Consider the following 25946-nt stretch of genomic DNA (forward strand, 5'->3'; position numbering starts at 1 on the left):
AATTTAAGTTTGGTTGCTTCGAAAAGCGGCTCAATGAATTGCTGAATTAACTGCTGCAACTTTCGTTGCTTTGGTCACTTCATCAGACATTGAAAATCAAAAATTGTTTTTTGATGCTCGATGCTGTGAGTGCCCACACAGATTGCTTGATTCAAATTGTTAAAGAGCAGGGCCTGAAACTATAACCCTCACCAGCTTGTTTTGCAAGGTGGACCAGACGCGCACTGCGCCGTGCTGATGGAGGCGCATTATAGGGATATGATTCTCGCTGACAAGCGAAAACTACGTGTTTATTTGAAAAAGACGTTCAGGTGTTTAATCAACAACCAATCAGACTAAAAAGCCGTCAACGATTCATCTAAATGAGCCTGCACACCTTCTCTATCGCTACCAATCGGTACCCGTTTTCGCCACATCAAGGTCTACATGCCAGCCACGCCAGGCATACAAAAATGAAAAGGGCCCCTCGGGGCCCTTCATATCACGCTGCTTGTAGATCAGATGGAGAAACTGGAACCGCAACCGCAGGTCGTCGTGGCGTTGGGGTTGGTCACGGTGAAACGGGAACCTTCCAGGCCTTCGGTGTAATCCACGCTGCCGCCGACCAGGTATTGCAGGCTCATGGGATCGATCACCATGGTGACGCCGCTCTTCTCGACCACGGTATCGCCATCATTGATTTTCTCGTCAAACGTGAAACCGTACTGGAAACCGGAGCAGCCCCCCCCAGTGATGTAGACCCGCAACTTGAGTTCGGGATTCTCTTCTTCGGTGATCAAGGTCTTTACCTTGTTGGCTGCCGCATCCGTCATCTGGATGGGCAAGGGGGCTTCTGCTACTGCACTCATTGCTGACCTCACAACCGTTACATCCACAAACATGGAAACCGCGAAATTATCCAATACCCGACCATTTAGTTCAAGTATTCACCACTCTCTTACTGTGCTGCCGGCAAGGGGGTTGGTTGAGCGACCAGAGGCTTGAGCACCTCGTTCCACTCAGCAACCAGCTCCTGGGCCGGTTGCCGACCCTCCTTCGGGATGAGGATTCTCACCCTGTCCGGGATGAAGCCTGAGGGAAGCTGCCAATTGCCCTCCAAGAGCTGGAAATATCGCAACGCGTAGCGTCCCTCCCCCACCTTCATGCCAAGATCCCGGCCACTGAGGATCCTGGGCTTGTCAGCCAGACTGCCTTCGAGCCGGATCTGCACCTGCCCCCGAAACAGCTCCCGCTTCTTGGCGGGTTGTGTGAGCGCCAGACGATAGTGGTAGCGACCCGGCACACTCGTCTCCTGCAATGTCAGATTGTCGATGGATACCCCCACCTGTTCGCCGGTGGGACGCATGATGCGCTCGAAGAAGGCGAGCTGACGTTTCTGCTCCTGTACCTGGGCTTCCTGATCCTTGAGCGTCTGCTGAAGTTGCTCGAAGGCGGCCTTCTGGGTCGCCAGCAAGGTCTCCCTGACGCCGAGATCCGTCTTCAGTTGTGCAATGGCCTTGCTCTGACGCTCCAACGTCTCTTGCTGCACCGTCATCAGGCTGCTCTGAGCCAGCTCCTGTCTGTTCCCGACGACATAGCCGATACATGCCCCCACGGCCAGCACCACCAATAACTTCACGATTTGGGACATAAGGCCTCTTCTATATGCCGACATCAACACAGCTGGTTTCTTTTCACTATACGCGACCATGCCGGATTGATACGGATAAACAAAGAGTTAACCGGTCGCGATGCTGCTTTCACCCCGGTTTTGACGCGCAGCAAGCCGTAAAGTTCGCTCCAGGATCTGGGAATAGATAGGGCGCCCCCCCAACCATTGCGCCACCAGGGTTGCCCCTATGGTGGTGATCATCATGGGCAGGATTAGCTGATAGTTGTCTGTCATCTCTGTCACCAGCACGATGCCGGTAATGGGGGCACGTACGGTGGCGGCGAAAAGCGCCCCCATGCCGGCGATGGCAAAGGCGCCAGGTTCGATGCCGAGATCGGGAAATGCAGAGTGGAACAGGTGACCAAAGATCACCCCGAACAGGGTGCCCAGCGCCAGGGTCGGCGCAAAGACACCACCAGGGGCCCCCGAGCAAAAGCAGATGAGGGTACCCACCAGTCGCACCGAGAAGATGATGAAGAGCGTCGCCATCGCATAGTCTCCCCCCGTCAGATGCGGGATGAGCTCGATTCCCCCTCCAGTGACCGAAGGGGCGAACAGCGACAGCATGCCAAAGGTTCCAGCCACCACCATGCCGATGATGACGAAGCGGTGGCGCTTGTTCTGATGCAATGCCAGGTAACCATCCTGACAGGCGAGCACCAGCTTGTTGAAGACGAACCCCAGCACACCAAAGCAGCCCCCCATGAAGAGAAACAACCAGAGCGCCTTCAAGGCCGGAGCGTCGTAGTGAGGCAGCATGATGACGGGGGATTGCCCTTCCATGTTCTGCAGCATCAGGGTCGCCATGACGGCCGAAATCCCGACCGCCTTGATGGCGAGGAAGGAGTAGCGAAATTGCGGTCGCATCTCTTCCATGACAAACAGTATCCCTGCCAGCGGGGCATTGAAGGCCGCAGCGAGACCACCCGCCGCACCGGCAGCCAGCAGGGCGTGGCCATGCTCCTTGGGCAACCGGAAGATATCCGCCACCATCTTGCCGAGGTTGCCCCCTATCTGCACCGAGGGCCCCTCCCGCCCCAGCACCATGCCGGAACTCAGGGTACAGACCCCGCCAAAAAACTTCACCGGCAACACCCGCCACCAGCGTACCGGGCGCAGGTCGTCCATGGCCCCTTCAATTTCCGGGATACCGGACCCCCCTGCCTCGGGGGCAAAGGCATGAGTGAGGAAATAGCCAACCAACCCCAGCAGGGCGCTGAAACCAAAGCCGAGCAGGCCAAGCTGCCACCAGGGGCGATCGGCCAGCAAGTCGACACGCTGCTGGGCCAGCCAGTGAACGCAAGACTCGAACAATCCGCACACCAGGCCTGCCAGCAGGCCGACCAGGGCCGCCAACAGGAGCACCAGCAGCGGCATCTTGTCCCGCCGTATCAGGCGCTGCAAGACTGGAGGACGACGCAGCGAGGCCGCGTCGGCGGAAGGAATGGCTTGTTGCTCCATGGATAATCACGCTCATCTAACGAGGACCAGACACACCTCGGCCTCGGCTGCCCAGCTCTGGGCCTTTCTGCTATAGTCGGCCCGTTTCATGTTTCACGGGCGAGAGTCCGGGGCGAGAGCGCAAAGCATACTCCTCCCGCCATCCCCTGCCGAGCCGCAATCGGCAGCCTGTGCCCGGGTAACGACCAAAATCCCATTAAGGATGATCCATGTCAAAATCAGATCAGCTGTTTGAACAGGCCCGCCAGACCATTCCCGGTGGCGTCAACTCACCAGTCCGCGCCTTCAACGGGGTCGGCGGCACACCCCGCTTCATCGATCACGCCGATGGTGCCTACCTCTATGACGTGGACGGCCAGGCCTATGTGGATTACATCGGTTCCTGGGGCCCCATGCTGCTGGGCCACAACCACCCGGCCATCAAGGCCGCCGTCATCAAGGCGGTGGAGAAGGGACTGAGCTACGGTGCGCCGACCGAGATCGAAGTGCTGATGGCCGAAAAAGTGCGCCAGATCGTCCCCTCCATGGAGCAGGTGCGGATGGTCAACTCCGGCACCGAGGCGACCATGAGCGCCATCCGGCTGGCCCGCGGCTACACCGGCCGCGACAAGATCGTCAAGTTCGAGGGTTGCTACCACGGCCACGCCGACTCCCTGCTGGTGAAGGCAGGCTCCGGCGCCCTGACCCTGGGCCAGCCCAACAGCCCGGGTGTACCGGCCGACTTTGCCAAGCACACCCTCACCTGTGTCTTTAACGATCTGGACTCGGTGCGCGAAGCCTTCACCCAGTACGGCAGCGAGATCGCCTGTATCATCGTCGAGCCGGTAGCCGGCAACATGAACTGCATCCCGCCGGTGCCCGGCTTCCTGGAAGGGCTGCGCGCCATTTGTGACGAGTTCGGCGCCCTGCTGATCCTGGACGAGGTTATGACGGGTTTTCGCGTCTCCCTGCGTGGTGCCCAGGGCCACTACAACATCGACCCGGATCTCACCACCCTCGGCAAGATCATCGGTGCCGGCATGCCGGTGGGCGCCTTCGGCGGCAAGAAGAAGGTGATGCAGCACATCGCCCCGACCGGCCCCGTCTATCAGGCTGGTACCCTCTCCGGCAACCCGGTGGCCATGGCCGCCGGCCTCACCATGCTGGATCTGCTGCTGGAGCCGGGCCTCTATGAGCAGCTGAGCGCCAAGACCGCCCGTGTCGCCGAAGGGCTCAAAGCCGCCGCCGCCAGGCACGGCATCCCGCTTGCCATCAACTACGTGGGCGGCATGTTCGGCTTCTTCTTCACCGACGAGCCCGAGATCACCCGCTACGAGCAGGTGACCCGCTGCGACATGGAACGCTTCAAGCGCTTCTACCATCTGATGCTGGAAGAGGGTGTCTATCTGGCACCGAGCGCCTACGAGGCGGGCTTCCTGTCGCTTGCCCACGGGGACAAGGAGATTGAACACACCCTGGCGGCCGCCGAGCGCAGCTTCGCCAAGCTGGCTGGCTGACAAGCCGCAAGATGTGCAGAGGGCCCCGATGGGGCCCTTTTTTGTTTGCTCGCACCGACAAGGCACCGTAGTGGTGCATCTTTAAGTCCCTCACCGGAACCTTGCCACCTGCTGGTGCGCCGCGCCGTACACGGGCTGTCATAAATCAGGCCCACAATTTGCAGGTCCCTGCTTCAGGAGCCCATTGGACCGAGGTGTATATGGCAGAGATGAGCCCCATCGATGTGCTGCGGCGCTATCAGGAGTACGAAACCGAGCTGGCCCCCCTGCTGTTGGGGCTGCTCACCCTCCCCGAGGCGTCTCTCAAGACCTATGCCTTCGTCGAGGAGGTAAAGAGCCTGGCCCCCCAGATCAGGCCAGCCATACTGGCGCCCGTTCCGGCGGCCCAGGGGCAGCTGCGCCTGCTGGTGCAGGGCCATGGCCGGGAGCTGGAGATCAACCTGCACCAGCTGATCGCCTGGCTGATGGGGGACAGGGAGCGGCGGCGCGCCATTCCCTGGTTCAGGGCCGTCTACGTCGTCCTGAGTCTGGCCCTGTTTCTCATCGTCGGCACCCTCATCTGGCACGGGCTGGAACAGCTCTATCTGCTCCTGTGCGGCACCCAGCAGAACCGGCTGGGGGCCTTCAGCGCCATCATCTTCCTCACGCTCGCCCTGGCGGTGTTCGATCTCGGCAAGACCATCCTCGAAGAGGAGGTGCTACTGCATAAGGACATCTTCCGCCACAGCGCCATCCGGCGCACCATTACCCGCTTTATCGCCGCCATCCTGATCGCGGTCTCCATCGAGGGGTTGCTGCTGCTGTTCAAGGGATCCCTCGGCCAGAGCGAACTGCTCTGGCCTGCGGTGGGGGTGATGGGCTGCGCCGTGGGGTTGCTGCTGGCGCTGGGGCTCTATGTGTTTCTCGGTGCCAGGGCGGAAGCCGCACTGGTGCAGGCTAACCAGCGATATCCGCAGCCAGCTGCGCGGTGGGGCGACGAGCCGCCCGCCAGGAGGCGTACATGGTCCAGGAGGTATAGATGACGATGAAGGCCACCAGCCATTTGAGCATCTCCATCTCCATGGATTTGACCAGCATGGCCGCCAGCACCACGCCGATGGGGCCGAAGATGGCCACCGCCAGCACGGCCCGCGCATCGAAAGCCCCCATGCGAATGAAGGTCCCCGCCGAGAAGACGCTGAGCACGGCGGTGGATCCCATCATGATGGGGAAGGCCACCAGCGGGTTCATGCCGAGCAGATAGACCAGGGTCATGCAGGGGGCGAACAGGCCGATACCGACGTTCATCAGGGCTCCGAACAGGAAGTTGCCGGCAAGGGCGATCCCCAGCTTGTAACCGCTCAGCCCCATGGCCTCGCCACCGAGGGGGAAGAGCCCAAGCAGACCGGCAAAGATGAGACCGGCGACCACCAGCAGGGAGACCGCCATCACCAGCCGGATGGTCTGGCGATCAAAGGAAGCCACGTAACGGGCGCCCCAGGCCGCACCGGCTGCTGCCGCCGCCATCATGCTGATGAGGGTCATGGGATCCACGTTGACCACGCCGATGAAGATGAGAGCCTGGGTCACGGTCGGCAGCACGCACTGGCCGTTGAGGGTACCGGGCAGCACCCGATCATCGATCAGCCTGAACTGCTTGTAGCAGGCGGTCTTCACCGCAAAGCTCCCCACCCCCAGGGTATCGAGAAAATTGGCCACAAAACCGATGGCCGCCACCGGCCAGAAAGGGGTGGCTTCGAGCTGGCCATGACGCCGTTTGTGCCACCAGGCACGGACCAGCATAAAGAGAAAGACCAGGGCACAACCGATAAACAAGAGACGCAGAAAAGTGACAAGCATGGGGAGACCTCCAACAACGGGCGGCGATTCTAAGGCAGCGGAGGGAAAAAATCCTGGCCAGGATCATGAGACGACGGGTGCAAACGTTTGGCCCCGACTATTTTGGCTGGCAGAACCCGAATGGGGCTATCCATACTGGTTGGGAGGGCGACAGCCCGGGCTCATCGGGCGTAGTCCTGGTCATTTCGCGACGACCACAGCACCGGTGAGGCGTAAACGAAAGAAGGCGGGGTGACCCGCCTTCTTTTTTCATTCTCCGTCAGGCAATCCAGCGTGGCAGCCGGGGAGCCAGGCGGTCGATCAGGCGATCCGACACGGGAGTGAGCAACAGCAGCGGCAGGCAGATCAGGGAGAGGCAAAGAGCGCCCACATAGACGTCCGTCATCCAGTGCGCACCAGCCAGGATGCGGGGCGCCGAAAACAGGGGCACCATCACCACCGCAACTACCCCGGCCCAGCGCGGCAGATAGCGCAGGGCAAAACCGGCGAAGATCATCAGGAAGAGGGCGTGATCACCGGGGAAGCTGTCACCGGCGGAGTCCTTGGTGGGAATCGCACTGATCTCGGTCAGGCGCAGAGCCCCGTCCACCATCAAGGTGGGGCTGGGACGGCTGACCGGCAACAGATGCCCGAGCTGATTGATCACCAGAGCCCCCAGCAGCATCACGACCCCCATGGCCACCAGACGACGGCGCTCCTGCCCGTCGGCACGGAAGAAGCAACCGGCAAGGATCCCGCCCATGCAGGCCAGCGCGGCCAGATCGAACAGGCGGTTGTTGGTGATGGCCACCAGATCGGCCCAACGGGGGGAGTGGCCAATCCAGCCATTGACCAGCTGGAAGAGGGCGAGATCCCACCCATCCCAGGGGCCGTGCTCAGGCAGGGCGCCCCAACTGAAGGCGATGAGGCCCCCGGCCAGATAGAAAGGAATGAACTTGCTCATGCCGACGTGTCCTTCGAAAAACGCTCATTCTAGGCCAGCCGCAAGATGACTTGCATCACAAAAGTGTAAGAATTCGTGTAACAAAGGTATTCCATCGGCTCTTCTTTTGGCGCCGCCGACCGGGTGGGCAAGCGCGCCCCCTCCTTGGCTCTCCCACCGGTTGCGGCTAGTATGGGCGCTCCCTTCGTTCAGGATGATGATGATGCGCAGCTACCTTCGCATGATGTTGTTTGCCCTCGGTTTGCTGGCAGGTGTACAGATCCCCGGGCTGGTCGATCTCTACTTCCAGCGGCTGGATGCCCGGCTGCAGCAGGCAGGTCTGGCGCTGGCCCCCTTCCAGCGCACGGCGGACCAGCACTTCAATGGCGATCTGCAGGCGCTGGTCGCCCATTACGGTGCCAGCCAGGATCCCGTCTTCACCCAGGATGCCACCAGCCTCCAGCAACTGGTGAACCAGCAGCAGCACCTTCAGGGGGAGATCGCCGTGCGGGAGAGCCCCTGGTACCAGCAGCTCTCCCACCTGTTGCTGCGCGCCGATCCCGCCCTCTGGCAGGATACCCTGCACAACTACGGCTATGTGGTCCCCCTCAAACAGGCCGCCATTTTCTGCGGCGTGGCGGCGGGTCTGCTGGCCTCCCTGGCGGGGGATCTGCTGCTCGGCCTCCTGCTGCTGCCATTTCGCTCCCGCCAGCGCGTCCCCCGTCACGGCCTGCGCTGATCCCCTCTCACTGCCAACCGGGGTGCCCGCCCCGGTTGGCGGCTACTCGAAGGGTTCGAGATAGGCTTCTATGGCCTTCTTCAGCCAGGCCAGCACCTTGCCGTGATGGGCGTTCTCCGACAGATAGACTCCGTAATCGCGCCACTGCAGACTGAACTTGTGCTTCAGGGTCAGCAGCTCCCCCTGGCGCAGCTGGCTCTGGATAAGGGGTGAAGGCAGCACCGCCCAGCCCAGACCATCCAGCACCGCATCCCGCATCAGTTCGAAACTCGACAACCCGATATGCTGCCCCCCGATGGGCAGCAGGCTCTTGACCGAAAACGCGTCCACATAGGAGAGAGTGACCTGGGTGTGATCGGTCAGATCCTGCTGCAACACCCGCTTCAGCCCAGCCAGCGGGTGGCTTGGCGCCACCACCATCAGGGTGCGGATCGGGTTGAGCATGTCGATGCAAAGACCGCTGCGCTCCTGTTCCTCGGTGATGAGGCCGAAGGCGGCATCCACGAACCCCTCTTCCACCAAGGCCGGCAGCTCCGGCGGTGAGGCAAGCACCAGGGAGATGCTGGTGCCCGGAAACTGGCGACGCAAGGCCCCCAGCATCTCGCGCCATACCACCTCGGGAATGGCGTCGTCCCGGGCTACCCGCAGCGCCACCTCGGCACCGGAGGCATGGTGCTCGCACTTGAGCTTCAGGCTGTTCGCGGCCTGCAACAGCCGCCGACAGTCGTCCAGCACTTGCTCGCCGATTTCGGTCAGCCGGCTCTGATTCGCCCCTCGTTCGAAAAGTTCGACGCCAAGCTCCACTTCCAGGGTTGCAATCGCCGAGCTCACGGCGCTGCGACTCTTGCCAAGTCGTCTGGCGGCATTGGCTATCGAACCACTGTCTGCTGTTTCTACAAAGAGTTGTATCTGATTTAGCTTCATGACTTCAAACTGGCGGCAGATTATTCCATCACCACCTTATCCCCTGCCCCGCCCCCAAGGCAAACAAGCAGCGACAGCTTTCTCGACGCTCAGCGATAACCTTGCCCGTTTCGGGTGCCGTTATCCTCTCTTCGTCGCAGCAACAGAAGGAAACTGCATGTCATCCCGTCCCCTGCTTTTGGCCCGCCTCTTCCTGACGGGCGCCATCCTGACCGAGGTCGCCGGCACCTCCTCCATGGCCCTGATCCCAAAGAGCGAGAGCGGCTGGATCCACTATCTGCCGATGTGGCTCCTCATCACCCTCTCCTACCTGCTGCTCGCCAAGGCCGCCAGGACAATCTCCATTGGTATCGCGTTTGCGCTGTGGGAAGGGCTGGGGATCGCCCTCATCACCGCCGTCTCCGTCCTGTTCCTCGGCTACGAGCTGAGCATCCAGGAGTGGATCGGACTGGCGCTGGCCATAGTGGGGATTGTCATGGTGACCCTGGGCGAGACCCATGATGTACCAGCCCCCACCCGCCAGAGGAGGGAAGCCCCATGCACCCGTTGATCATCGTACTGGGCGCCGCCCTGCTGGATATCGGCGCCAACATGGCGATCAACCGCTCCATCGGTTTTCGCGACAAGGGGTGGGGCGTCCTCGGCATTCTGCTGGTGCTCTGTGCCTTCACGCTGCTCAGCGAGGCGGTCAGTACCGGCAAGATCGATCTGGCCGTGGCCTATGCCACCTGGGGCGCCATCGGCATCCTGGGCACCGCCCTCGGGGGCCTGCTGCTGTTCGGCGAGCGCCTCAGACCCGTCGGCTGGCTCGGCATGATGGTGATGGCGGTGGCGGTCGCCCTGCTGACCACAGCATGATCCCCTCTCCAACCCCATGAAAAAAGCCGCTCTGTTCCCAGGGCGGCCTTTTCATGGTCAAACCGATCACCCAGATTGCAACAGGCAGCCTAACGCGCTGCCTCGTACAGCTCCAGCGGCAGGCCGTCGGGGTCGGCGAAGAAGGTAAAGCGCTTGCCAGTCAGCTCGTCCACCCGCACCGGCTCCACTTCCACCCCGTGCTGCTCCAGGTGGGCGATGACCCGGTCGAGATCCGCTACCCGAAACGCCAGGTGGCGCAACCCGCACGCCTCCGGCCGGGAGGGGCGCGGTGGCGGCGCCGGGAAGCTGAACAGCTCCAGCTGGCTGCCGTCCGGCAGCGCCAGATCCAGCTTCCACGACTGACGCTCGGCCCGCAGGGTCTCGGCAATGATGGGCAACCCCAGCACCTGGTGATAGAAGTGGCGCGAGCGCGGATAGTCTCTGGCGATGATGGCCACGTGATGGATGGCCTCAAACAGAGGATGGGTCATGGCAATCCTTGCAAAACGGGCAGCCTGCGCTGCCCGTCTTCGTCAGTTGAAGAAACCGTTGAACCAGTTGTCCAGGGCATTCGCCGGGTCCGAGACCGGGCTGGCACAGCTCATGGGCTCGGCCAGACCGGCCAGCTTGGCCGGCACCTGGAGACTGCCGGGACAATCGCTGGCCACCCGGGCACCGCTCGAGCGGGAGAAGTTGGCCCAGCTCACTCCTTCGGGCATCTTCAGCCCCAGGCTGTTGACCCCGCGCTGGCTCATGTAGCCGCTGAACAGCTGCAGGGCGCCACTGGCACCGGTCAGCCCGGCCGGGGTGTTGTCGTCACGGCCGACCCAGACACTCACCAGCTCGTTGTTGTCCATCCCGGCAAACCAGGAGTCACGCAGCTCGTTGGTGGTACCGGTCTTGGCGGCCATGGTGGCCCCGGGGAACTTGGCACCGAGCGCACGGGCCGTCCCCTGGCTCACCGTCTTGGTCATGGCGAACAGGGTCAGCCAGCTTGCCTGGGGATCCGTCACTCGCTTGGCCGCTTCGTCATGCTGGTAGAGCTGGCGCCCCTCGCCATTCACCACGGCCCGGATGGCCGACAGGGGCTGGGTCAACCCCTGGTTGGCAATGGGCAGGTACATCTGGTTCACCTCCATGGGCGAGAGGGCCACCGCCCCCAGCACCAGGGACGGATAGGGCTGGATCTCCTGCTGCACCCCCAGCTTGTGCAGGGTGTCCACCACCTTGTCCAGGCCTATCTGCATCCCGAGGTTGACGGTCGGCACGTTGAGGGAGCTGGCAAGCGCCTCCATCAGGGGCACGCTCTGGCGGAACTTGCGGTCGTAGTTCTGCGGCGTCCAGATCTGGCCATCCTGGCCGCGAATCCGAATCGGCTGATCTTTAAGCGGCGTGCCCAGGGTCAGGCCGTTGGAGAGGCCGGTCAGGTAGACCGCCGGTTTGACCAGGGAGCCAATCTGACGGCGGGCATCCAGTGCCCGGTTGAAGCCGGCGTAGCGGGGATCTCGTCCCCCCACCATGGCGACCACCTCGCCCTTGTGCCAGTCGGAGACCACCATGGCCGCCTCCAGCTTCTTCTTGCCACGCTGCTTCTCGATGGTGGCCAGACCCGACTCCACCGCCTGCTCGGCGGCGTGCTGGGCGATGGGATCCAGACTGGTGAAGATCTTGAGGCCGGACTGCTTGAGCAGATCCGGGCCGAAGCGGTTCTGGATCTCCCGCTTGAGCAGCCCCATGAAGGCCGGGGTACGGCCATAGCTCATCTGGCCGCGGGCGATGATGCCAAGGGGCTGCTTGCTGGCCAGGTCATACTCGGCTTGGGTCAGGCTGCCGTGATCCGCCAGCAGTTTCAGCACCAGATCCCGGCGCGCCTTGGCCCGGTCCGGGAATCGCCAGGGATCGTAATAGGAGGGGCCCTTCACCATGCCCACCAGCAGGGCCACCTGATCGATGTCCAGCTCGTTGACCGGAATGCCGAAGTAGAAGTAAGAGGCGAGCCCGAAACCGTAGACCCCCTGGGAGAAGTTCTGCCCCAGATAGACCTCGTTGAGGTAGGCCTCCAGGATCTCGTCCTTGCTGTAGCGGTAGTCGATGAGCACCGCCATGTAGGCTTCCTGCAGTTTGCGCCACAGGCTGCGCTCACGGGTCAGGAAGAAGTTCTTGGCGAGCTGCTGGGTGAGCGTACTGCCCCCCTGCACGGTGCGCCCCGCCAGCAGGTTGGCTGCCATGGCGCGCATGATGGCCACCGGCGAGACACCGCCGTGCTGGTAGAAGTCCCTGTCTTCCGTGGTGAGCAACGTCACCAGCAGGCTGTCCGGCACCTCGGAGAGGCGCACCAGCAGGCGGTCTTCCCGATCCTCGGTGTTGAGGCGATCGAGCAGCACCGGGTCCATCTGGGCATAGCCGAGCTGGCGCTGGTTCTCCAGGGACTGGATCCCCTCGAGGCGCGCCCCGTTGAAGGTGAGGCGCAGGCCACGGGCGCCGTCGGCACCGTCGTGGAACTCGAACGGCCGGCGCACCAGCTCGATGCGGTTGCCGCTCACCGCGTACTCACCCGGGGTATGAGGCTGACGCACCTGCTTGTAGCTCAGCATGTTGAGCTCGCGCAGCATCTGGGTCTGGGAGAGCCGCTGGCTGGGATAGAGCTCCAACGGGCGGCTGTAGACCATCACAGGCAACTGCCACTTCTCCCCGTCGAAGCGCTCGCGCACCTTGGTGTCGAGATAGATGCCAAACACCACCATGAAGGCCGCCACCACCAGAGAGAGCTTGAAGCCCAGCCAGAACAGGGTGCGCCAGATGGTGCGTTTGGGCGCCGCCTTCTTGGGCGTGCGCTTGCGTCGTTGGGTTGCCATAAATCCTCTTGTCGTTCTCCTCGCCATCCCGCTGATGCGAGCGGCCTGCGATGCCTGTTGTGGAGGGGGCTGTGCCACCGCCATCTTGTTCTGGTCGTGCCGACCGATCACTGCCCCGTCGGCTACTCCTGCAATCCCATCTTCTTCTTGGTCACCCGGGTCGGCATCGCCTCCAGCGGGTTGTCCGGCCAGTAGTGACGGGGGTAGCGCCCCTTCATCTCTTTTTTCACCTGCTCATAGGATCCCGCCCAGAAGGCGGCGAGATCCGCGGTGATCTGCAAGGGGCGCTGGGCCGGGGAGAGCAGCTCCACCACCAGGGGCACCCGGCCATCGGCCACGCATGGGGTGGCGCCCAGCCCGAACATCTCCTGGATGCGCACCGGGATCGCTGGCGCCTGACCCGGCTGGTAGCGGATCCGCACCCGGCTGCCGGTCGGTGCGGTGAAGTGGCTCGGCAGCGCCTCGTCCAGCCGCCTTGGCAGGGGCCAGGGCAGAGACTGGCGCAGGATGTCGCTCATGTCGAGCCGCTTCAACTGCTCCAGCCGGGTCATGCCGCTCACCGCCGGCAGCAGCCACTGCTCGAGGTCGGCCAGCAGGCTCTCCTCATCCATGGCGGGCCAGGCTTCGTCGGGCAGCCAGTCGCGGGCGCAGCGCAAGCGGGCCAGCAGCCCCTCGCTGCTCTCGTCCCAGGGCAGCACGTGCAGCCCCTTGCGCCGGATGCCCTGCAGCAGGCAGCGCCCCTTCTGTTCATCGGAGAGATCCGTCAGCGGCCGCTGGCCGAGCACCAGCTCGCCGAGCACCTGCTGGCGCTCCGCCCGCACCCGTTCCTCCCGATCGTCCCAGTCGAACCACTGGCGCTCGCCGACCAGCTCGGGCAGCTGGCGCACCAGTTCATCCAGCGCCACCGGCTCGGCGATGAAAATGCGGCTGCCGCGCTCGTTCTGACCCATTTCGACGGCCACGATGGCCCCCTGCCCCTGGCAGGGATGCCCTTCTACCAGATCGCAGCTCACCCCGCCACTGAGCTGATAGCGGCTGCCACTGCGCAGCTTGCCGATGCGATCGGGCCAGGCGAGGGCGCACAGCAACCCCAGCCATTGACCCTGCGGGCTGCTTGCCCGTACACCGAGCCGCTCGAACCAGCGGGCCGCCCCCTGGCGCAGGGCGCCCTGACGGCGGTGGAACAACACGGACAAGCGCTCCGATCCTCGCAGATCTTCTTCCAGCAGCGCCACCAGGAAAGCCGCATCGGCGACAATCCCTGTCAGACCCTCGGATTCCAGCTCCCGGGACCGCAGCAACATGCGGGCGAGGCGGGGATGGGTGCCGAAGGCCGCCATGGCACGGCCTGCCGGGGTAAGTTGTTGCTCACCCTCCGGGGCCATGGCGCCCAGGGCCACCAGCAACCGCCGGGCGCTGGCCACGGCGGCAGGGGGCGGCATGTCCAGCAGGGGCAGCGCCTCCACCCGGGCCCCCCACTGGGCGGCGTCCATCAGCAGGCCGGTGAGCTCTTGCGTCAGGATGTCGGGGGGACTCTGCTCGGCGAGGCGCTCCTGCACCTCGCTGCTCCAGAGCCGGTAGCAGACGCCGGGGCCAAGCCGCCCTGCCCGCCCCGCCCGCTGGGTGGCGGAGGCTTTGGCGATGGGCCGGGTCTCCAGCCGGGTGACGCCGCTCTTGATATCGAAGGTGGCCCGCCGCTCCAGCCCGCTGTCGATGACCACGGAGATCCCCTCGATGGTGAGGGAGGTCTCCGCCACGTTGGTGGTGAGCACCAGCTTGCGACGACCCGCAGGCGCAGGCTCGATGGCCGCTTGCTGGGCCGCGAGGTCAAGACGGCCATAGAGGGGAGCCAGGGTCACATCCCCTGGCAACCGCCCTTCCAGCCACTGTGCCAGCCGCTCTATCTCCCCCTGTCCCGGCAGGAACACCAGGGCACTGCCAGCCTGACTGGCGAGCGCCTCCAGCACCACGGCGCCAACCTGGGGCTCCAGCCACTGCTGGCGATTGGCGGGGCGATAGTGGTACTCGATGGGAAAGCCGCGCCCCTCGGAGCGCACCACGGGGGCACCTGGCAGCAGGCGCTCCAGGGCCATGCCATCCAGGGTGGCGGACATCACCAGCAGCTTGAGATCATCGCGCAACCCCTGCTGGCTTTCGATGGCGAAGGCCAGCGCGGTATCGGCGTGCAGGCTGCGCTCGTGGAACTCGTCAAAGATGACGAGCGACACGCCGGTGAGCTCAGGATCCTGCTGCAGCATCCGGGTCAGCACCCCCTCGGTCACGATCTCGAGCCGGGTCTGGCTGCTGGTGCGGCTCTCCCCGCGCACTCGCAGGCCGATGCGCTCGCCCACCTTCTCCCCCAGCTGACGCGCGAGGAAGCTCGCGATGTTGCGCGCCGCGAGGCGCCTGGGCTCCAGCATGATGATGCGCCCGGGCAGCCGGTGCTGGCGCACCAGCTCCAGGGGCAGCAGGGTCGATTTGCCAGCGCCGGGGGGCGCCTGCAGGATCACGCTGGCGTGGTTGTCGAGGGCTGCAAAGAGTTCGGGCAACACCGGGACGATGGGGAGGGAAGACAAAGCGATGGGCACCTTCTGTGACACTTCTGAAAAGGGGTCCATTCTGCCACAGCCTCCCGGCCATCGTAAGCGCCCCTGCCGGGCAGGGGCAGGAAGCGTCAGGTGCAACACGGCAAGACATCCCGGGAGCGGCTGCCATAGAATGGCCCTTATCCGATGCCCATCACGAGGACCGACACGCCGCATGCCCAAACTCTTCTTTGCCCTGCCCCTGCCAGAGCTTGCCCCCGAGCTTGCGACCTGGCGAGACCAGCGCCCCTGGCCCGGCCAGCCGGTGCCCGAGAGCAACCTGCACCTGACCCTGGCCTTTCTCGGGGAGGCCGACGAAACGACCCAGGCTCGCCTGATCGCGGCCGCCGAGCGACAGCACTGCCCCCCTTTCAGCGTCCATCTGGATCAGACCGGCTGGTTTCAGCGCGCCAAAGCCGCCTGGGTGGGCCCCGGTGAGTGGCCGAACGAGCTGACCGTGCTCGCGAGGGCACTGCGCCGCCAAGGTGAAAAACTCGGGCTGGGCAACGGCGAGCAGGGCTATCGCCCCCACGTCACCCTGTCGCGCAAGGCGGGCGAGGCCCCCGGCGAGCTGCCTGCGCCGGATTTTCTGCTCAGGGCCGATCGCTTCTGCCTCTATCAATCCGTCAGCACGCCGGACGGTGTCCACTACGAACCGCTCGCCTGCTGGCCCCTGCGGGCCCGCGTCAAAGAACCGCACCGCGAGGAGCTCACCCCATGATCTTCGATCCCCCCCTGCAGTCCGGGCAGCTGATCTCCCGCTACAAGCGCTTTCTGACGGATGTCGCGCTCAACAACGGCGAGGTGATCACCATCCACTGCGCCAATACCGGTGCCATGACCGGCTGCGCCCTGCCGGGCACCCGGGTCTGGTACTCCACATCCGACAACCCCAAGCGCAAGCTGCCAAACAGTTGGGAAATCGCCGAGAGCCCGGCGGGTCACTTCATCTGCGTCAACACGGCCCGTGCCAACCAGATCGCCCGGGAGCTCATCGAACAGGGCGCTCTCGCCCCCCTGGCAGGCTATGCCAGGCTGCGCACCGAAGTGAAATACGGGGAAGAGAACAGCCGCATCGACCTGCTGCTGGAAGATGACCACAGGCCGGATTGTTACATCGAGGTGAAATCCGTCACCCTGCTCGACGAGCGGGAGCAACCCGGCATGGGGTACTTCCCCGATGCGGTCACCACCCGCGGCGCCAAGCACTTGCGTGAATTGATGGCCATGAAGGCGGCAGGGCACCGGGCCGTGCTGCTGTTCATGGTATTGCACTCCGGCATCGCGAGAATGCGCCCTGCAGCCCATATCGATCCGCACTATAGTCAGCTTGTTGAACAGGCGATGGCGGCAGGGGTTGAAATTTTATGCTATCGCCCCCATGTTGGGGTGCAGGGCATGGTGGCTCAGGATTTTATCCCATTTGAATCTGACCATATGCTACCCGAGGGCAGAGAATAAATGCAGAAGTGGGTAACATTATTGATAAGGCTTGTTTGCCTCCCGTTGACCCTTCTGCTATAGATGTCGCCCTCAATTTATGGATGGCACGGGTAGCGTGCTGAATTAGGAGACAGGGCATGCCAACAGGCGAAAACAGGAAATCTCTGGGCCCCCTGGCCATTGCGGGTGTAGAGCCTTACCAGATGAAAGCCGGTGAGGAGTACATGAATGACCAACAGAAGGTACATTTTCGCAAGATCCTGGGAGCCTGGCGCAACCAACTGATGCAGGAAGTTGACCGCACCGTCGACCACATGAAGGATGAGGCTGCCAACTTCCCGGATCCCGTGGATCGCGCCGCGCAAGAAGAAGAGTTTGCTCTCGAACTGCGCACCCGCGACCGTGAACGCAAGCTGATCAAGAAGATCGAGAAAACCTTGCTGCTGCTCGAAGAAGATGACTTCGGTTACTGCGAGCATTGCGGCATCGAGATCGGCATCCGCCGTCTGGAAGCCCGTCCGACCGCAGACCTCTGCGTGGACTGCAAGACGCTGGCCGAGATCAAGGAAAAACAGATGGCTGGCTGATGCCGCCCATCCACAGGAACGAAAAGGGAGCCCAGGCTCCCTTTTTTATTGAGCTTTTGGTCGGGCCGTCCCAGAATGCAGCCTCAATGCATCGCCTACCCGAATTGCCATGGTCATGACATCCCCCCCCTCCCGACGCCCCTATGTGGGCCGCTTCGCCCCCTCACCGTCCGGTCCGCTCCACTTCGGCTCCCTGGTCGCCGCCCTTGGCAGCTTCTTGCAGGCCAGGGCGCAGCAGGGACGCTGGCTGGTGCGCATCGAAGACATCGACCCCCCGCGGGAGATGCCGGGAGCGGCTGACCTTATCCTCACCACCCTGGAGGCACACGGTCTTGGCTGGGATGGGAAGGTGATGTTCCAGAGCGCGCGCCATGGCCGCTATGACGAGATCATCGATCAGCTCTATCGGGCCGGGGATCTCTACTGGTGCCGCTGTACCCGACGCGAAATCATGGCCGCAGGGGGGTTCTACAACGGTCATTGCCGCACCCTGGGGCTGACCGCCGAGGGGTGTGCCGCCCGTTTGCGCCAGCACCACCCGGTCTATCGGTTCGAGGATGCGCTTCAAGGAGAGATCACCGTCCCCGCGGCGCTGGCGGAGGAGGACTTCATCGTGCGCCGCCGGGACGGGCTCTACGCCTACAACCTGGCGGTGGTGGTGGATGACATGGACAGCGGCATCACCGAGATCGTCCGCGGCGCCGATCTGCTGGAACCCACTGTGCGCCAGATTGCCCTCTACCAGACCCTGGGAGCAGAGGTGCCCGCCTGGGTGCATCTGCCGCTGGCGGTGCAAGCGGATGGCAACAAGCTCTCCAAGCAGAACCATGCGCCGGCGCTGTCGCAGGACGAGGTACGACCGGCCCTGTGGCAGGCACTGCATTTTCTCGGTCAGTGCCCGCCGCCCGAGCTGATGGCGAGCCGGATCGACGAGATCATCGGCTGGGGCATCGCCCACTGGCAGCTGGCCCGGGTACCCCGCCAGCAGAAGATCCCGCAAGGGCAAAGCTAGCCCCGGCTGTATTTCTTGCCCCAAAAGGACCAATCAAGGGGAAGCAGGCCACACCGTTTCTCATTTGGTTGGGGCTGAGCTATGATAGGCCGCTATTTTTTTGGCCTCCCGTCAATTTGAAGTCATAACGAGGTGTACCATTTTTTCCCAGATCGCAAACTTTTGCCGCAAAGTGCTCGGCAAGGAAGACGGCGAGCAGTCGGTGGAGTCCCCCATTCCGGCCCGTGTCGCCGGACAGCGCCGAACCTTGAGCCGTGACCAGCACCCGATTTCGCGCAAAGAGATCAGCGAGAATGCCCTCAAGGTGCTCTATCGCCTGAACAAGGGGGGCTACGAGGCCTACCTGGTCGGCGGCGGCGTCCGTGACCTGCTGCTCGGGAAGACCCCCAAGGATTTCGACATCGCCACCGACGCGACGCCGGAACAGATCAAGGCGCTGTTCAGCAACTGCCGCCTCATCGGCCGCCGTTTCCGCCTGGCCCACATCGTCTTTGGTCGTGACGTGATCGAAGTGGCCACCTTCCGGGGCCACCACCATCAGGTCAATACCAGCAAGCATGTGTCGGCCCAGTCCGATGAAGGCATGCTGCTGCGGGACAACGTCTACGGCACCATCGAAGAGGATGCCGAGCGTCGCGACTTTACCGTCAACGCCCTCTACTACAGCGCCAAGGATTTCACCCTGCACGATTTCGAGGGTGGGCTGGAAGACCTGGCCGCGCGCAGACTGGAGCTCATCGGCGACCCCGAGACCCGCTACCGGGAAGATCCGGTGCGCATGCTGCGCGCCGTGCGCTTCGCCGCCAAGCTCGACATGACCATCAGCCCGCGCACCGCCGCCCCCATCCGGGAGCTCGCCCCGCTGCTGCAGGACATCCCGGCCGCCCGCCTGTTCGAGGAGACCCTCAAGCTGTTCCTGGCGGGGGACGGTCTGGCCACCTACAAGCTGCTGCGGGAATACGGGCTGTTCCAGCCGCTGTTCCCCCAGGTAGCCGCCCTGTTCACGCCCCACGGCAACTCGCCCTACGAGCAGTTCATCGAGCAGGCGCTGATGGACACCGATACCCGGGTCCGTGAAGAGAAGCGCGTCACCCCCGCCTTCCTCTACGCCACCCTGCTGTGGGGCGCCGTCGAGGCCCGCGGCCGGGTGCTGGAAAACGAGAGCGGTCTGCCCTGGTACGACGCCTTCATGCTGGCCATCAACGAGGTGCTGGACAACCAGGTGCGGATCATCGCCGTGCCACGCCGCTTCACCACGGACGTGCGCGACATCTGGGCCCTGCAGCAGCGCCTGACCCGCCGCCAGGGCAAACACCCCGAGCGCGCCATGGAGCATCCGAAATTCCGTGCGGCCTTCGACTTCCTGTTGCTGCGCAACCGGGTCGAGCGCGGCCTCGGCGAGCTGGCGAGCTGGTGGGAGCGCTATGTGGCCTCCAACCCGGATGTGCGCCCGCAACTGCAACGGGAGGCGACCCGCCGCCCGGCGAGCGGCGAGCGCGCCGACTCCCGCAGCGGTGATGGCGAGAAGCGCAGCGGCAATGGCCGCAACCGCCGTCGCCCCCGTCGCCGCAAGCCGAAGTCGGCAGAGTAAGGATCCGCCGATGATCGAGGTCTTCGTCGCCATCGGCTCCAACCTGGCCGACCCCCTCGGCCAGGCTCGTCGCGCCATCGCCGCGCTGGCGACCCTGCCCGAGTCAGAGCTGCTGCAGACCTCCCACCTTTACGGCAGCCGCCCCATGGGCCCTGCGGATCAGCCGGACTACGTCAATGCCGTGGCGCGCCTTGCCACCCGCCTCAGCCCTCTGGCGCTGCTGGACGAGCTGCAGCGCATCGAGCAGGCACAGGGGCGAGTGCGCAAGGATGAGCGCTGGGGCCCCCGGACCCTGGATCTCGATCTGCTGCTGTACGGCGACGAGGTCATCCGGCATGAGCGCCTGACGGTGCCTCACTATGGCATGAAGGAGCGGGAGTTCGTCCTGCTGCCCCTTGCCGAGATAGCCCCCTCCCTGGTGCTGCCCTGCGGCACCCCGCTCACCGAACTGGTTGCCCGCTGCCCGCGCAATGGACTCGCGATCCTGGCCGGTGCAGCAGGCGAGTAGAGAAGAGTAGGAACAACGTAATGAGCAAGATCACCACTACCCACCTGCAGAAGATGAAGCAGGACGGACAGAAAATCACCGCCATCACAGCCTATGACGCCACCTTCGCCAAGCTGTTCGACGACGAGGGCGCCCAGGTGCTGCTCATCGGCGACTCCCTCGGCATGGTACTGCAGGGCGGAGACGACACCCTGGCGGTCAGCATGGACGAGATGGTCTATCACACCCGCTGCGTGGTGCGCGGCACCACCAATGCCCTGGTGGTGACCGACATGCCGTTCATGAGCTACGCCACCCCGGAGCAGACCTACCAGAACGCGGCGCGCCTGATGGCGGCCGGTGCCCGCATGGTGAAGATGGAAGGGGGGGACTGGCTGTGCGACTCCATCCGCCACCTGACCCGCAACGGGGTGCCGGTGTGCGGCCATCTCGGCCTGACCCCGCAATCCGTCCACGTGTTTGGCGGCTTCAAGGTGCAGGGGCGCGACGAGTTCCACGCCCAGGAGATCTACCGCCAGGCGCTGGAGCTGCAGGCGGCCGGCATCCAGTTGCTGGTGCTCGAGTGCGTGCCCGTCTCTCTGGCAGAGCGCATCACCAAGGCGCTGCGCATCCCGGTGATCGGCATCGGTGCCGGCCCTGCCACCGACGGCCAGATCCTGGTGATGCACGATGCCTTTGGCATCACCTCGGGTTATGTGCCCAAGTTCACCAAGAACTTCCTGGCCGAGACCGGTGACATGCGTGCCGCCATTCGTCTCTATGTGAAGCAGGTGAGCGAGGGGACCTTCCCCGGCCCCGAGCACTGCTTCAACTGACTTTCTGTCGTCATGAGCGCGGGGGTCTGTGCCCCCGTCTCGCCCTCCCCCCTGACGACCCCCTCTTTTATTGATTCATCTGAAGGTGAACTGACGATGTTGGTTGTGAACAATCCCGCCGCGCTGCGCGAGCAGATCGGTCAATGGCATCGCGAAGGCCGCGCCATCGCATTCGTGCCCACCATGGGCAATCTGCATCAGGGTCATCTCACCCTGGTCGAGGAGGCCCGCCGCCATGGCGACAAGGTGGTGGTCAGCATCTTTGTGAACCCCTTGCAGTTCGACAAGGCCGAGGATCTCGCCAACTACCCCCGCACCCTGGAGCAGGATTGCGCCGCCCTGGAGGCCGCCGGTGTCGACCTGGTCTTCACCCCGACGCCGGAGATCATGTATCCCCAGGGGCTCGCCAGCCAGACCTTCGTCGAAGTGCCCGGCATCTCCAGCCTGCTGGAAGGGGCGCTGCGCCCGGGGCATTTTCGCGGGGTCAGCACCGTGGTCACCAAGCTGTTCAATCTGGTACAGCCGAACGTGGCCTGCTTTGGCGAGAAGGATTACCAGCAGCTCGCGCTCATTCGTAAGATGGTGGCCGACATGGCCATGCCCATCGAGATCGTGGGCGTGCCGACCGTGCGGGCCGAAGACGGGCTTGCCCTCTCTTCGCGCAACGGCTATCTGACCGCTGCCGAACGGGCCATTGCCCCCGAGCTCGCGCGCACCATGAACTGGATTGCCGAGCAGATTGAAGCGGGGAACAGTCACCTCCCCTCCCTGGTTGCCCAGGCCAGCCAACGCCTCGACAACGCGGGATTCAGGACGGATGCCATCGACATCGTCGATGCCGACACCCTGGAATCCGCCAGCGCCGAGAGCCAGCGCCTGGTGATCCTGATGGCCGCCTATCTGGGCAAGGCCCGCCTCATCGACAACCGAGTCGTCGCCCTGCGGGGTTGAGACACGGCAAGGAGACCACGATGTCCAAGAAGGTTTACTGCATCGCCCAGTTCCAGCCCAAGCCGGGCCAGGAGCAGGCCCTGTTCCACGTCCTGCAAGGGCTCGAACCCGACACCCTGCGTGAAGATGGCTGCCTGCAGTACATCGTCACCCGCCATATCCATAGCCCCTTTGCTGAGGGGGAGAGCTTCCCCATCGTCTTCAACGAGATCTGGCGCGACATGGCGAGCTTCGAGGCCCACTGCCAGCGCGCCGGTATCAAGGCCTTCTTCGAGCGCTACTGCCTCGCGGATGATGGCCTCGCGGCCAAGTGGAACGTCTGCGTCTACAGCGACGAGCCCTCAGACTACGATGCCCCGGCCCTCTGAGACCGACATGTGCAAATAAAAAGGCGCCCGAGGGCGCCTTTTTGCTGGCGGGTGTGCGCCTCAGTGGCGCAGACCGGTGCCGCGGGAGATGAGCCACCAGGCCATCCCGTAGAGCACCAGGATGAAGCCGATGATGATGAGATAGGCGGTGCCGAGGGGCACGTCGGAGATCCCGAGGAAGCCGTAGCGGAACGCGTTCACCATGTAGATGATGGGGTTCACCTGGGAGACCCCCTGCCAGAACGGCGGTAGCAGGGTGATGGAGTAGAAGACGCCCCCCAGATAGGTCAGGGGAGTCAGGATGAAGGTCGGGATGATGCTGATGTCATCGAACGACTTCGCGAACACCGCGTTGATGAGCCCCCCCAGGGAGAAGAGGATGGAGGTGAGCAGCACGGTCACGCAGACGCTGAACAGGTGATGGATCTGCAGCGGCACGAAGAACAGCGACACCAGGGTGACGATGAGGCCGACACAGAGGCCGCGCGCCACGCCACCGCCCACATACCCCGCGATGATGATGTAGTTGGGCACCGGCGCCACCAGCAGCTCCTCCACGTTGCGCTGGAACTTGGCGCTGTAGAAGGAGGAGGCGACGTTGGAGTAGGAATTGGTGATGACCGACATCATGATGAGGCCGGGCACGATGAACTCCATGTAGCTGAAGCCACCCATGTCACCGATGCGCGAGCCGATGAGGTTGCCGAAGATGACGAAGTAGAGGCTCATGGTGATGGCGGGCGGCACCAGGGTCTGGATCCAGATCCGGGTGAAACGGCTCACTTCCTTGGCCAGAATGCTCTTGAAGGCGATGTAATAGGTCATGGGGTTCATGCTTTGCGACCCTCCTCTACCAGATTGACGAACAGCTCTTCCAGCCGGTTCGCCTTGTTGCGCATGCTGAGCACCTTCACCCCCTGGGCGGAGAGCTGCTCGAACAGGCTGTTGAGGGACTGGCTCTTCTCCAGTTCCACTTCCAGGGTGTTCTCATCCTGCATCCGGCCGTTGAACTCGGGCAGGGCCGGTACGATGGAGCCCGGCACCAGATCCAGCAGGAAGGTCTCGCGACCCAGCTTGCCGAGCAGGCTCTTCATGCTGGTGTTCTCGATGAGACGGCCCTTGTCGATGATGCCGATGTTGCGGCACAGCATCTCGGCCTCTTCCAGGTAGTGGGTGGTCAGGATGATGGTCACCCCCTGCTCGTTGAGATCCTTGAGGAAACTCCACATGGAACGGCGGATCTCGATGTCCACCCCGGCGGTCGGCTCATCCAGGATCAGCAGCTTGGGCTCATGCATCAGGGCGCGGGCGATCATCAATCGGCGCTTCATGCCACCGGAGAGAGTGCGAGCCGCCATGTCGCGCTTGTCCCACAGATCGAGCTGGCGCAGGTACTTCTCGGCGCGCACCTTGGCCTCGGCCCGCGGCACTCCATAGAAACCGGCCTGGTGAGTCACTATCTGGCTCACCTTCTCGAACTGGCTGAAGTTGAACTCCTGGGGCACCAGGCCGAGCTGGGACTTGGCCAGCTCCAGATCGGTATCGATGTCATGACCGAATACCTTCACCTGGCCGGCACTCTTGTTGACCAGTGAGCTGATCACGCCGATGGTGGTGGATTTGCCCGCCCCGTTGGGACCGAGCAGGGCGAAGAAATCCCCCTGTTTGACGGTGAGATCGATGCCCTTGAGGGCTTCGACGCCCCCCTGATAGGTCTTCTTCAGACCGCTGATTTCCAATGCGTTCATTGCAACCCCTGTGATGGATGAGCCCATCTCGAGACAGAAAAGGCGGCTGTGACGCCGCCTGAAGACAGTCGATGGCGGGCCGGCCAGCCTGCCTTGCTACTTCGGACCCAGCTTACTCTTGCGGTACCACCTTGCCGATGAAAGGCAGGTTACGGTACTTCTGGGCGTAGTCAATGCCACAGCCCACCACGAACTCGTCCGGGATGGAGAAGCCAAGCCAGTCCACCGGCACCTGAACCTCGCGGCGGGACGGTTTGTCCAGCAGGGTGCAGATGGCCAGGGATTTCGGCTCGCGCAGAGAGAGGATCTCGCGCACCTTGTTGAGGGTGTAGCCGGTGTCGATGATGTCCTCGACGATCACCACGTCCTTGCCTTTGATGTCGTCATCCAGATCCTTGAGGATGCGCACGTCACGGGTGCTGTGCATGCCGGAGCCATAGCTGGAGGCAGTCATAAAGTCCAGGGTGATGGGCAACTGGCACTGACGGCAGAGATCCGCCAGGAAGACGCAGGAGCCGCGCAGCAGGCCGATCATGACCACTTCCTCGGAGCCCTGGTAACGGGCGGTAATCTCTTCACCCAGCGTTGCGATCCGGGCTGCAACCTCGGCCTCGGGGATCATCACCTCGACAATGTGTTTCATCACATACTCCAATAATGACCAAAGGGTTATTGGCCGTTCATTAACGTCAAAACCGAGGATTCTACCACTCCAACCAGTGGGCGTCAGGCATACGTGATGCTTTTATCGGCTTATTTTAATTGATAGAGTTAGCAAGCCTTCGGGCATTATCGGTGACAATACTATAAACACCATAATCAATAACTATTAGATGAAAAAACCATGGAACCACGCGCAGAAATAAGACGTCGAACCCGGCTTTCGCCGGAGGCTCGCCGTGATCAATTGATGGAGTGTGCCGTCGAGGTATTTTCCCGTCGCGGCATCGGCCGTGCGGGGCATGCCGAAATAGCCGAACAGGCAAAGGTCTCGGTTGCGACCGTTTTTAACTATTTCAATACTCGTGAAGATCTGGTCGACGAAGTGCTGACAGAAATCGAAGCCTTCGTACAGCAGATCCTCGAACAGGCCTACAACGGTCAGGGCTCCGCCAGGGAGAGCATTCACCGCCACGTGAAGCTGTTCGTTGACGCCGCCTATGACAAGCCCGATCACGCCAGCATCTGGCTGGAGTGGAGCTCCTCGGTGCGGGAAGAAGTGTGGCCTCGCTACACCCGGCTGCTGGACAAGGCGCTGGAGCGCATTGCCCCCCACCTGCAACGGGCCATCGACAACGGCGAGATTCAGAGCGTGCTGTCGGCGCAGGATCTGGCCCGCTCCCTGACCGGTTTTGGCTATGTGATGATGCAGATGATCAATCAGCCGCAGCGTCCGAGCCGGGAAGAGGTGACTGATTTCCTGTTCAAGTACGTGACGGCCCCCATCCAGGCCAGCTGACTCGTGCAGATGTTGACAAAGCGGCGGGGGGGGGGGGATCCCCGCCCCCCGGGGTTTTTTGGGGGCCCCCCCCGCACTGTGGTTGTTTTTACCACACCCCGATGGACAAAAAACCACCAAACCACCAGCCGTGG

27 protein-coding genes are annotated in these 25946 nt (G+C 63.2%); 15 read left to right on the forward strand and 12 right to left on the reverse strand.

All coding sequences use genetic code 11. The annotated features are described in order from the left end of the window. Positions 1 to 497: 497 nt before the first annotated feature. The 3 genes from erpA to clcA form a co-directional block, all read right to left on the reverse strand. Positions 498 to 848: an iron-sulfur cluster insertion protein ErpA gene (gene erpA, locus PG883_RS17025; protein WP_010675554.1), complete on the reverse strand. Its 351-nt coding sequence runs from the start codon at positions 846 to 848 to the stop codon at positions 498 to 500. Between the two features lie 89 nt (positions 849 to 937). After that, positions 938 to 1630: a DUF6776 family protein gene (locus PG883_RS17030; RefSeq protein WP_043155743.1), complete on the reverse strand. Its 693-nt coding sequence runs from the start codon at positions 1628 to 1630 to the stop codon at positions 938 to 940. Positions 1631 to 1717: 87 nt separating this feature from the next. After that, on the reverse strand, positions 1718 to 3112 hold the full coding sequence (gene clcA / locus PG883_RS17035) for a H(+)/Cl(-) exchange transporter ClcA (protein ID WP_210600820.1): 1395 nt from the start codon (positions 3110 to 3112) through the stop codon (positions 1718 to 1720). A 209-nt stretch (positions 3113 to 3321) separates the two neighbouring features. Here clcA and hemL point away from each other — a divergent pair, with 209 nt between their 5' ends. Further along, positions 3322 to 4608: a glutamate-1-semialdehyde 2,1-aminomutase gene (gene hemL, locus PG883_RS17040; RefSeq protein WP_010675557.1), complete on the forward strand. Its 1287-nt coding sequence runs from the start codon at positions 3322 to 3324 to the stop codon at positions 4606 to 4608. Between the two features lie 200 nt (positions 4609 to 4808). After that, on the forward strand, positions 4809 to 5630 hold the full coding sequence (locus PG883_RS17045; protein WP_160837814.1) for a hypothetical protein: 822 nt from the start codon (positions 4809 to 4811) through the stop codon (positions 5628 to 5630). On the opposite strand, the gene PG883_RS17050 is transcribed toward PG883_RS17045, so the two are convergent. Beyond that, positions 5545 to 6447 carry a sulfite exporter TauE/SafE family protein gene (locus PG883_RS17050; RefSeq protein WP_210556704.1) on the reverse strand — a complete coding sequence of 301 codons (903 nt, stop codon included), beginning with the start codon at positions 6445 to 6447 and terminating at the stop codon, positions 5545 to 5547. The genes PG883_RS17045 and PG883_RS17050 overlap by 86 nt on opposite strands. Positions 6448 to 6706: 259 nt before the next feature. After that, entirely contained in the window at positions 6707 to 7390 is a 684-nt protein-coding gene (locus PG883_RS17055) for a phosphatase PAP2 family protein (RefSeq protein ID WP_069784197.1), read from the reverse strand. Between the two features lie 202 nt (positions 7391 to 7592). Between PG883_RS17055 and PG883_RS17060 the strand changes: the two genes are divergently transcribed. After that, the gene (locus tag PG883_RS17060; protein WP_010675561.1) at positions 7593 to 8108 is read left to right on the forward strand and encodes a DUF2937 family protein; all 516 of its coding nucleotides are present in this window, start codon (positions 7593 to 7595) and stop codon (positions 8106 to 8108) included. Between the two features lie 42 nt (positions 8109 to 8150). Here PG883_RS17060 and PG883_RS17065 read toward each other — a convergent pair whose 3' ends face one another. Continuing rightward, on the reverse strand, positions 8151 to 9032 hold the full coding sequence (locus tag PG883_RS17065; protein ID WP_270807419.1) for a LysR family transcriptional regulator: 882 nt from the start codon (positions 9030 to 9032) through the stop codon (positions 8151 to 8153). Positions 9033 to 9189: 157 nt separating this feature from the next. On the opposite strand from PG883_RS17065, the gene PG883_RS17070 reads away from it, so the two are divergent. Then, a complete protein-coding gene (locus PG883_RS17070) occupies positions 9190 to 9582 on the forward strand; it encodes a DMT family transporter (RefSeq protein ID WP_042016295.1) in 393 nt (130 codons plus the stop codon). Beyond that, positions 9570 to 9890, forward strand: a complete 321-nt coding sequence (locus PG883_RS17075; RefSeq protein ID WP_042016297.1) for an SMR family transporter — start codon at positions 9570 to 9572, stop codon at positions 9888 to 9890. The genes PG883_RS17070 and PG883_RS17075 overlap by 13 nt, the downstream gene beginning before the upstream one ends. 89 nt (positions 9891 to 9979) lie before the next feature. Here the strand turns inward: PG883_RS17075 and gloA2 are convergent, their stop codons facing one another. The 3 genes from gloA2 to hrpB all read right to left on the reverse strand — a co-directional run bounded on the left by gloA2 (position 9980) and on the right by hrpB (position 15321). Next, positions 9980 to 10381 carry an SMU1112c/YaeR family gloxylase I-like metalloprotein gene (gene gloA2 / locus PG883_RS17080; RefSeq protein WP_270807420.1) on the reverse strand — a complete coding sequence of 134 codons (402 nt, stop codon included), beginning with the start codon at positions 10379 to 10381 and terminating at the stop codon, positions 9980 to 9982. A gap of 42 nt (positions 10382 to 10423) precedes the next feature. After that, entirely contained in the window at positions 10424 to 12745 is a 2322-nt protein-coding gene (gene mrcB / locus PG883_RS17085) for a penicillin-binding protein 1B (RefSeq protein ID WP_010675566.1), read from the reverse strand. Positions 12746 to 12867: 122 nt separating this feature from the next. Continuing rightward, positions 12868 to 15321, reverse strand: coding sequence for an ATP-dependent helicase HrpB (gene hrpB / locus PG883_RS17090; protein ID WP_270807423.1), 2454 nt, complete (start codon positions 15319 to 15321; stop codon positions 12868 to 12870). Positions 15322 to 15505: 184 nt separating this feature from the next. Here hrpB and thpR point away from each other — a divergent pair, with 184 nt between their 5' ends. The 9 genes from thpR to PG883_RS17135 all read left to right on the forward strand — a co-directional run bounded on the left by thpR (position 15506) and on the right by PG883_RS17135 (position 22605). Beyond that, entirely contained in the window at positions 15506 to 16051 is a 546-nt protein-coding gene (gene thpR, locus PG883_RS17095; protein ID WP_270807421.1) for an RNA 2',3'-cyclic phosphodiesterase, read from the forward strand. After that, entirely contained in the window at positions 16048 to 16791 is a 744-nt protein-coding gene (gene sfsA, locus PG883_RS17100; RefSeq protein ID WP_042864979.1) for a DNA/RNA nuclease SfsA, read from the forward strand. The genes thpR and sfsA overlap by 4 nt, the downstream gene beginning before the upstream one ends. A gap of 119 nt (positions 16792 to 16910) precedes the next feature. Further along, positions 16911 to 17360 carry an RNA polymerase-binding protein DksA gene (dksA, locus tag PG883_RS17105; protein ID WP_029314801.1) on the forward strand — a complete coding sequence of 150 codons (450 nt, stop codon included), beginning with the start codon at positions 16911 to 16913 and terminating at the stop codon, positions 17358 to 17360. A 109-nt stretch (positions 17361 to 17469) separates the two neighbouring features. After that, entirely contained in the window at positions 17470 to 18372 is a 903-nt protein-coding gene (gene gluQRS / locus PG883_RS17110; protein WP_203763013.1) for a tRNA glutamyl-Q(34) synthetase GluQRS, read from the forward strand. Positions 18373 to 18472: 100 nt separating this feature from the next. Then, entirely contained in the window at positions 18473 to 19963 is a 1491-nt protein-coding gene (pcnB, locus tag PG883_RS17115) for a polynucleotide adenylyltransferase PcnB (protein WP_029314802.1), read from the forward strand. Between the two features lie 10 nt (positions 19964 to 19973). Next, entirely contained in the window at positions 19974 to 20471 is a 498-nt protein-coding gene (gene folK, locus PG883_RS17120; protein ID WP_039040848.1) for a 2-amino-4-hydroxy-6-hydroxymethyldihydropteridine diphosphokinase, read from the forward strand. Positions 20472 to 20491: 20 nt separating this feature from the next. After that, entirely contained in the window at positions 20492 to 21286 is a 795-nt protein-coding gene (gene panB, locus PG883_RS17125) for a 3-methyl-2-oxobutanoate hydroxymethyltransferase (RefSeq protein WP_010675574.1), read from the forward strand. A 96-nt stretch (positions 21287 to 21382) separates the two neighbouring features. Further along, a complete protein-coding gene (gene panC, locus PG883_RS17130) occupies positions 21383 to 22237 on the forward strand; it encodes a pantoate--beta-alanine ligase (protein WP_010675575.1) in 855 nt (284 codons plus the stop codon). Positions 22238 to 22257: 20 nt separating this feature from the next. Further along, positions 22258 to 22605 carry a putative quinol monooxygenase gene (locus PG883_RS17135; RefSeq protein WP_270807422.1) on the forward strand — a complete coding sequence of 116 codons (348 nt, stop codon included), beginning with the start codon at positions 22258 to 22260 and terminating at the stop codon, positions 22603 to 22605. 60 nt (positions 22606 to 22665) lie between these two features. Here PG883_RS17135 and PG883_RS17140 read toward each other — a convergent pair whose 3' ends face one another. From PG883_RS17140 to hpt, 3 genes are all read right to left on the reverse strand, one after another. Further along, positions 22666 to 23439 (reverse strand): ABC transporter permease, encoded by a 774-nt coding sequence (locus PG883_RS17140; protein ID WP_010675577.1) that lies wholly within the window; start codon positions 23437 to 23439, stop codon positions 22666 to 22668. Further along, positions 23436 to 24353: an ABC transporter ATP-binding protein gene (locus tag PG883_RS17145; RefSeq protein WP_109112834.1), complete on the reverse strand. Its 918-nt coding sequence runs from the start codon at positions 24351 to 24353 to the stop codon at positions 23436 to 23438. The genes PG883_RS17140 and PG883_RS17145 overlap by 4 nt, the downstream gene beginning before the upstream one ends. Positions 24354 to 24465: 112 nt before the next feature. After that, complete coding sequence (hpt, locus tag PG883_RS17150) at positions 24466 to 24996, reverse strand: hypoxanthine phosphoribosyltransferase (RefSeq protein ID WP_010675579.1); 531 nt, start codon at positions 24994 to 24996, stop codon at positions 24466 to 24468. 201 nt (positions 24997 to 25197) lie between these two features. On the opposite strand from hpt, the gene PG883_RS17155 reads away from it, so the two are divergent. Continuing rightward, entirely contained in the window at positions 25198 to 25812 is a 615-nt protein-coding gene (locus tag PG883_RS17155) for a TetR/AcrR family transcriptional regulator (RefSeq protein ID WP_029314803.1), read from the forward strand. The last annotated feature ends 134 nt before the right edge of the window (positions 25813 to 25946 follow it).

The organism is Aeromonas sp. QDB25, from assembly GCF_027707725.1.
Taxonomy (GTDB): Bacteria; Pseudomonadota; Gammaproteobacteria; order Enterobacterales; family Aeromonadaceae; genus Aeromonas; species Aeromonas caviae.

What these genes read in the sequence shown, in the direction of transcription:
- hpt (WP_010675579.1), bottom strand. Translation starts at nt 24,996, where the DNA reads ATGAAACACATTGTCGAGGTGATGATCCCCGAGGCCGAGGTTGCAGCC.
- dksA (WP_029314801.1), top strand. Translation starts at nt 16,911, where the DNA reads ATGCCAACAGGCGAAAACAGGAAATCTCTGGGCCCCCTGGCCATTGCG.
- thpR (WP_270807421.1), top strand. Translation starts at nt 15,506, where the DNA reads ATGCCCAAACTCTTCTTTGCCCTGCCCCTGCCAGAGCTTGCCCCCGAG.
- PG883_RS17060 (WP_010675561.1), top strand. Translation starts at nt 7,593, where the DNA reads ATGCGCAGCTACCTTCGCATGATGTTGTTTGCCCTCGGTTTGCTGGCA.
- PG883_RS17145 (WP_109112834.1), bottom strand. Translation starts at nt 24,353, where the DNA reads ATGAACGCATTGGAAATCAGCGGTCTGAAGAAGACCTATCAGGGGGGC.
- PG883_RS17155 (WP_029314803.1), top strand. Translation starts at nt 25,198, where the DNA reads ATGGAACCACGCGCAGAAATAAGACGTCGAACCCGGCTTTCGCCGGAG.
- PG883_RS17045 (WP_160837814.1), top strand. Translation starts at nt 4,809, where the DNA reads ATGGCAGAGATGAGCCCCATCGATGTGCTGCGGCGCTATCAGGAGTAC.
- PG883_RS17050 (WP_210556704.1), bottom strand. Translation starts at nt 6,447, where the DNA reads ATGCTTGTCACTTTTCTGCGTCTCTTGTTTATCGGTTGTGCCCTGGTC.
- PG883_RS17055 (WP_069784197.1), bottom strand. Translation starts at nt 7,390, where the DNA reads ATGAGCAAGTTCATTCCTTTCTATCTGGCCGGGGGCCTCATCGCCTTC.
- panB (WP_010675574.1), top strand. Translation starts at nt 20,492, where the DNA reads ATGAGCAAGATCACCACTACCCACCTGCAGAAGATGAAGCAGGACGGA.
- PG883_RS17140 (WP_010675577.1), bottom strand. Translation starts at nt 23,439, where the DNA reads ATGAACCCCATGACCTATTACATCGCCTTCAAGAGCATTCTGGCCAAG.
- PG883_RS17065 (WP_270807419.1), bottom strand. Translation starts at nt 9,032, where the DNA reads ATGAAGCTAAATCAGATACAACTCTTTGTAGAAACAGCAGACAGTGGT.
- PG883_RS17135 (WP_270807422.1), top strand. Translation starts at nt 22,258, where the DNA reads ATGTCCAAGAAGGTTTACTGCATCGCCCAGTTCCAGCCCAAGCCGGGC.
- PG883_RS17070 (WP_042016295.1), top strand. Translation starts at nt 9,190, where the DNA reads ATGTCATCCCGTCCCCTGCTTTTGGCCCGCCTCTTCCTGACGGGCGCC.
- panC (WP_010675575.1), top strand. Translation starts at nt 21,383, where the DNA reads ATGTTGGTTGTGAACAATCCCGCCGCGCTGCGCGAGCAGATCGGTCAA.
- mrcB (WP_010675566.1), bottom strand. Translation starts at nt 12,745, where the DNA reads ATGGCAACCCAACGACGCAAGCGCACGCCCAAGAAGGCGGCGCCCAAA.
- sfsA (WP_042864979.1), top strand. Translation starts at nt 16,048, where the DNA reads ATGATCTTCGATCCCCCCCTGCAGTCCGGGCAGCTGATCTCCCGCTAC.
- gloA2 (WP_270807420.1), bottom strand. Translation starts at nt 10,381, where the DNA reads ATGACCCATCCTCTGTTTGAGGCCATCCATCACGTGGCCATCATCGCC.
- erpA (WP_010675554.1), bottom strand. Translation starts at nt 848, where the DNA reads ATGAGTGCAGTAGCAGAAGCCCCCTTGCCCATCCAGATGACGGATGCG.
- clcA (WP_210600820.1), bottom strand. Translation starts at nt 3,112, where the DNA reads ATGGAGCAACAAGCCATTCCTTCCGCCGACGCGGCCTCGCTGCGTCGT.
- gluQRS (WP_203763013.1), top strand. Translation starts at nt 17,470, where the DNA reads ATGGTCATGACATCCCCCCCCTCCCGACGCCCCTATGTGGGCCGCTTC.
- PG883_RS17075 (WP_042016297.1), top strand. Translation starts at nt 9,570, where the DNA reads ATGCACCCGTTGATCATCGTACTGGGCGCCGCCCTGCTGGATATCGGC.
- hemL (WP_010675557.1), top strand. Translation starts at nt 3,322, where the DNA reads ATGTCAAAATCAGATCAGCTGTTTGAACAGGCCCGCCAGACCATTCCC.
- PG883_RS17030 (WP_043155743.1), bottom strand. Translation starts at nt 1,630, where the DNA reads ATGTCCCAAATCGTGAAGTTATTGGTGGTGCTGGCCGTGGGGGCATGT.
- folK (WP_039040848.1), top strand. Translation starts at nt 19,974, where the DNA reads ATGATCGAGGTCTTCGTCGCCATCGGCTCCAACCTGGCCGACCCCCTC.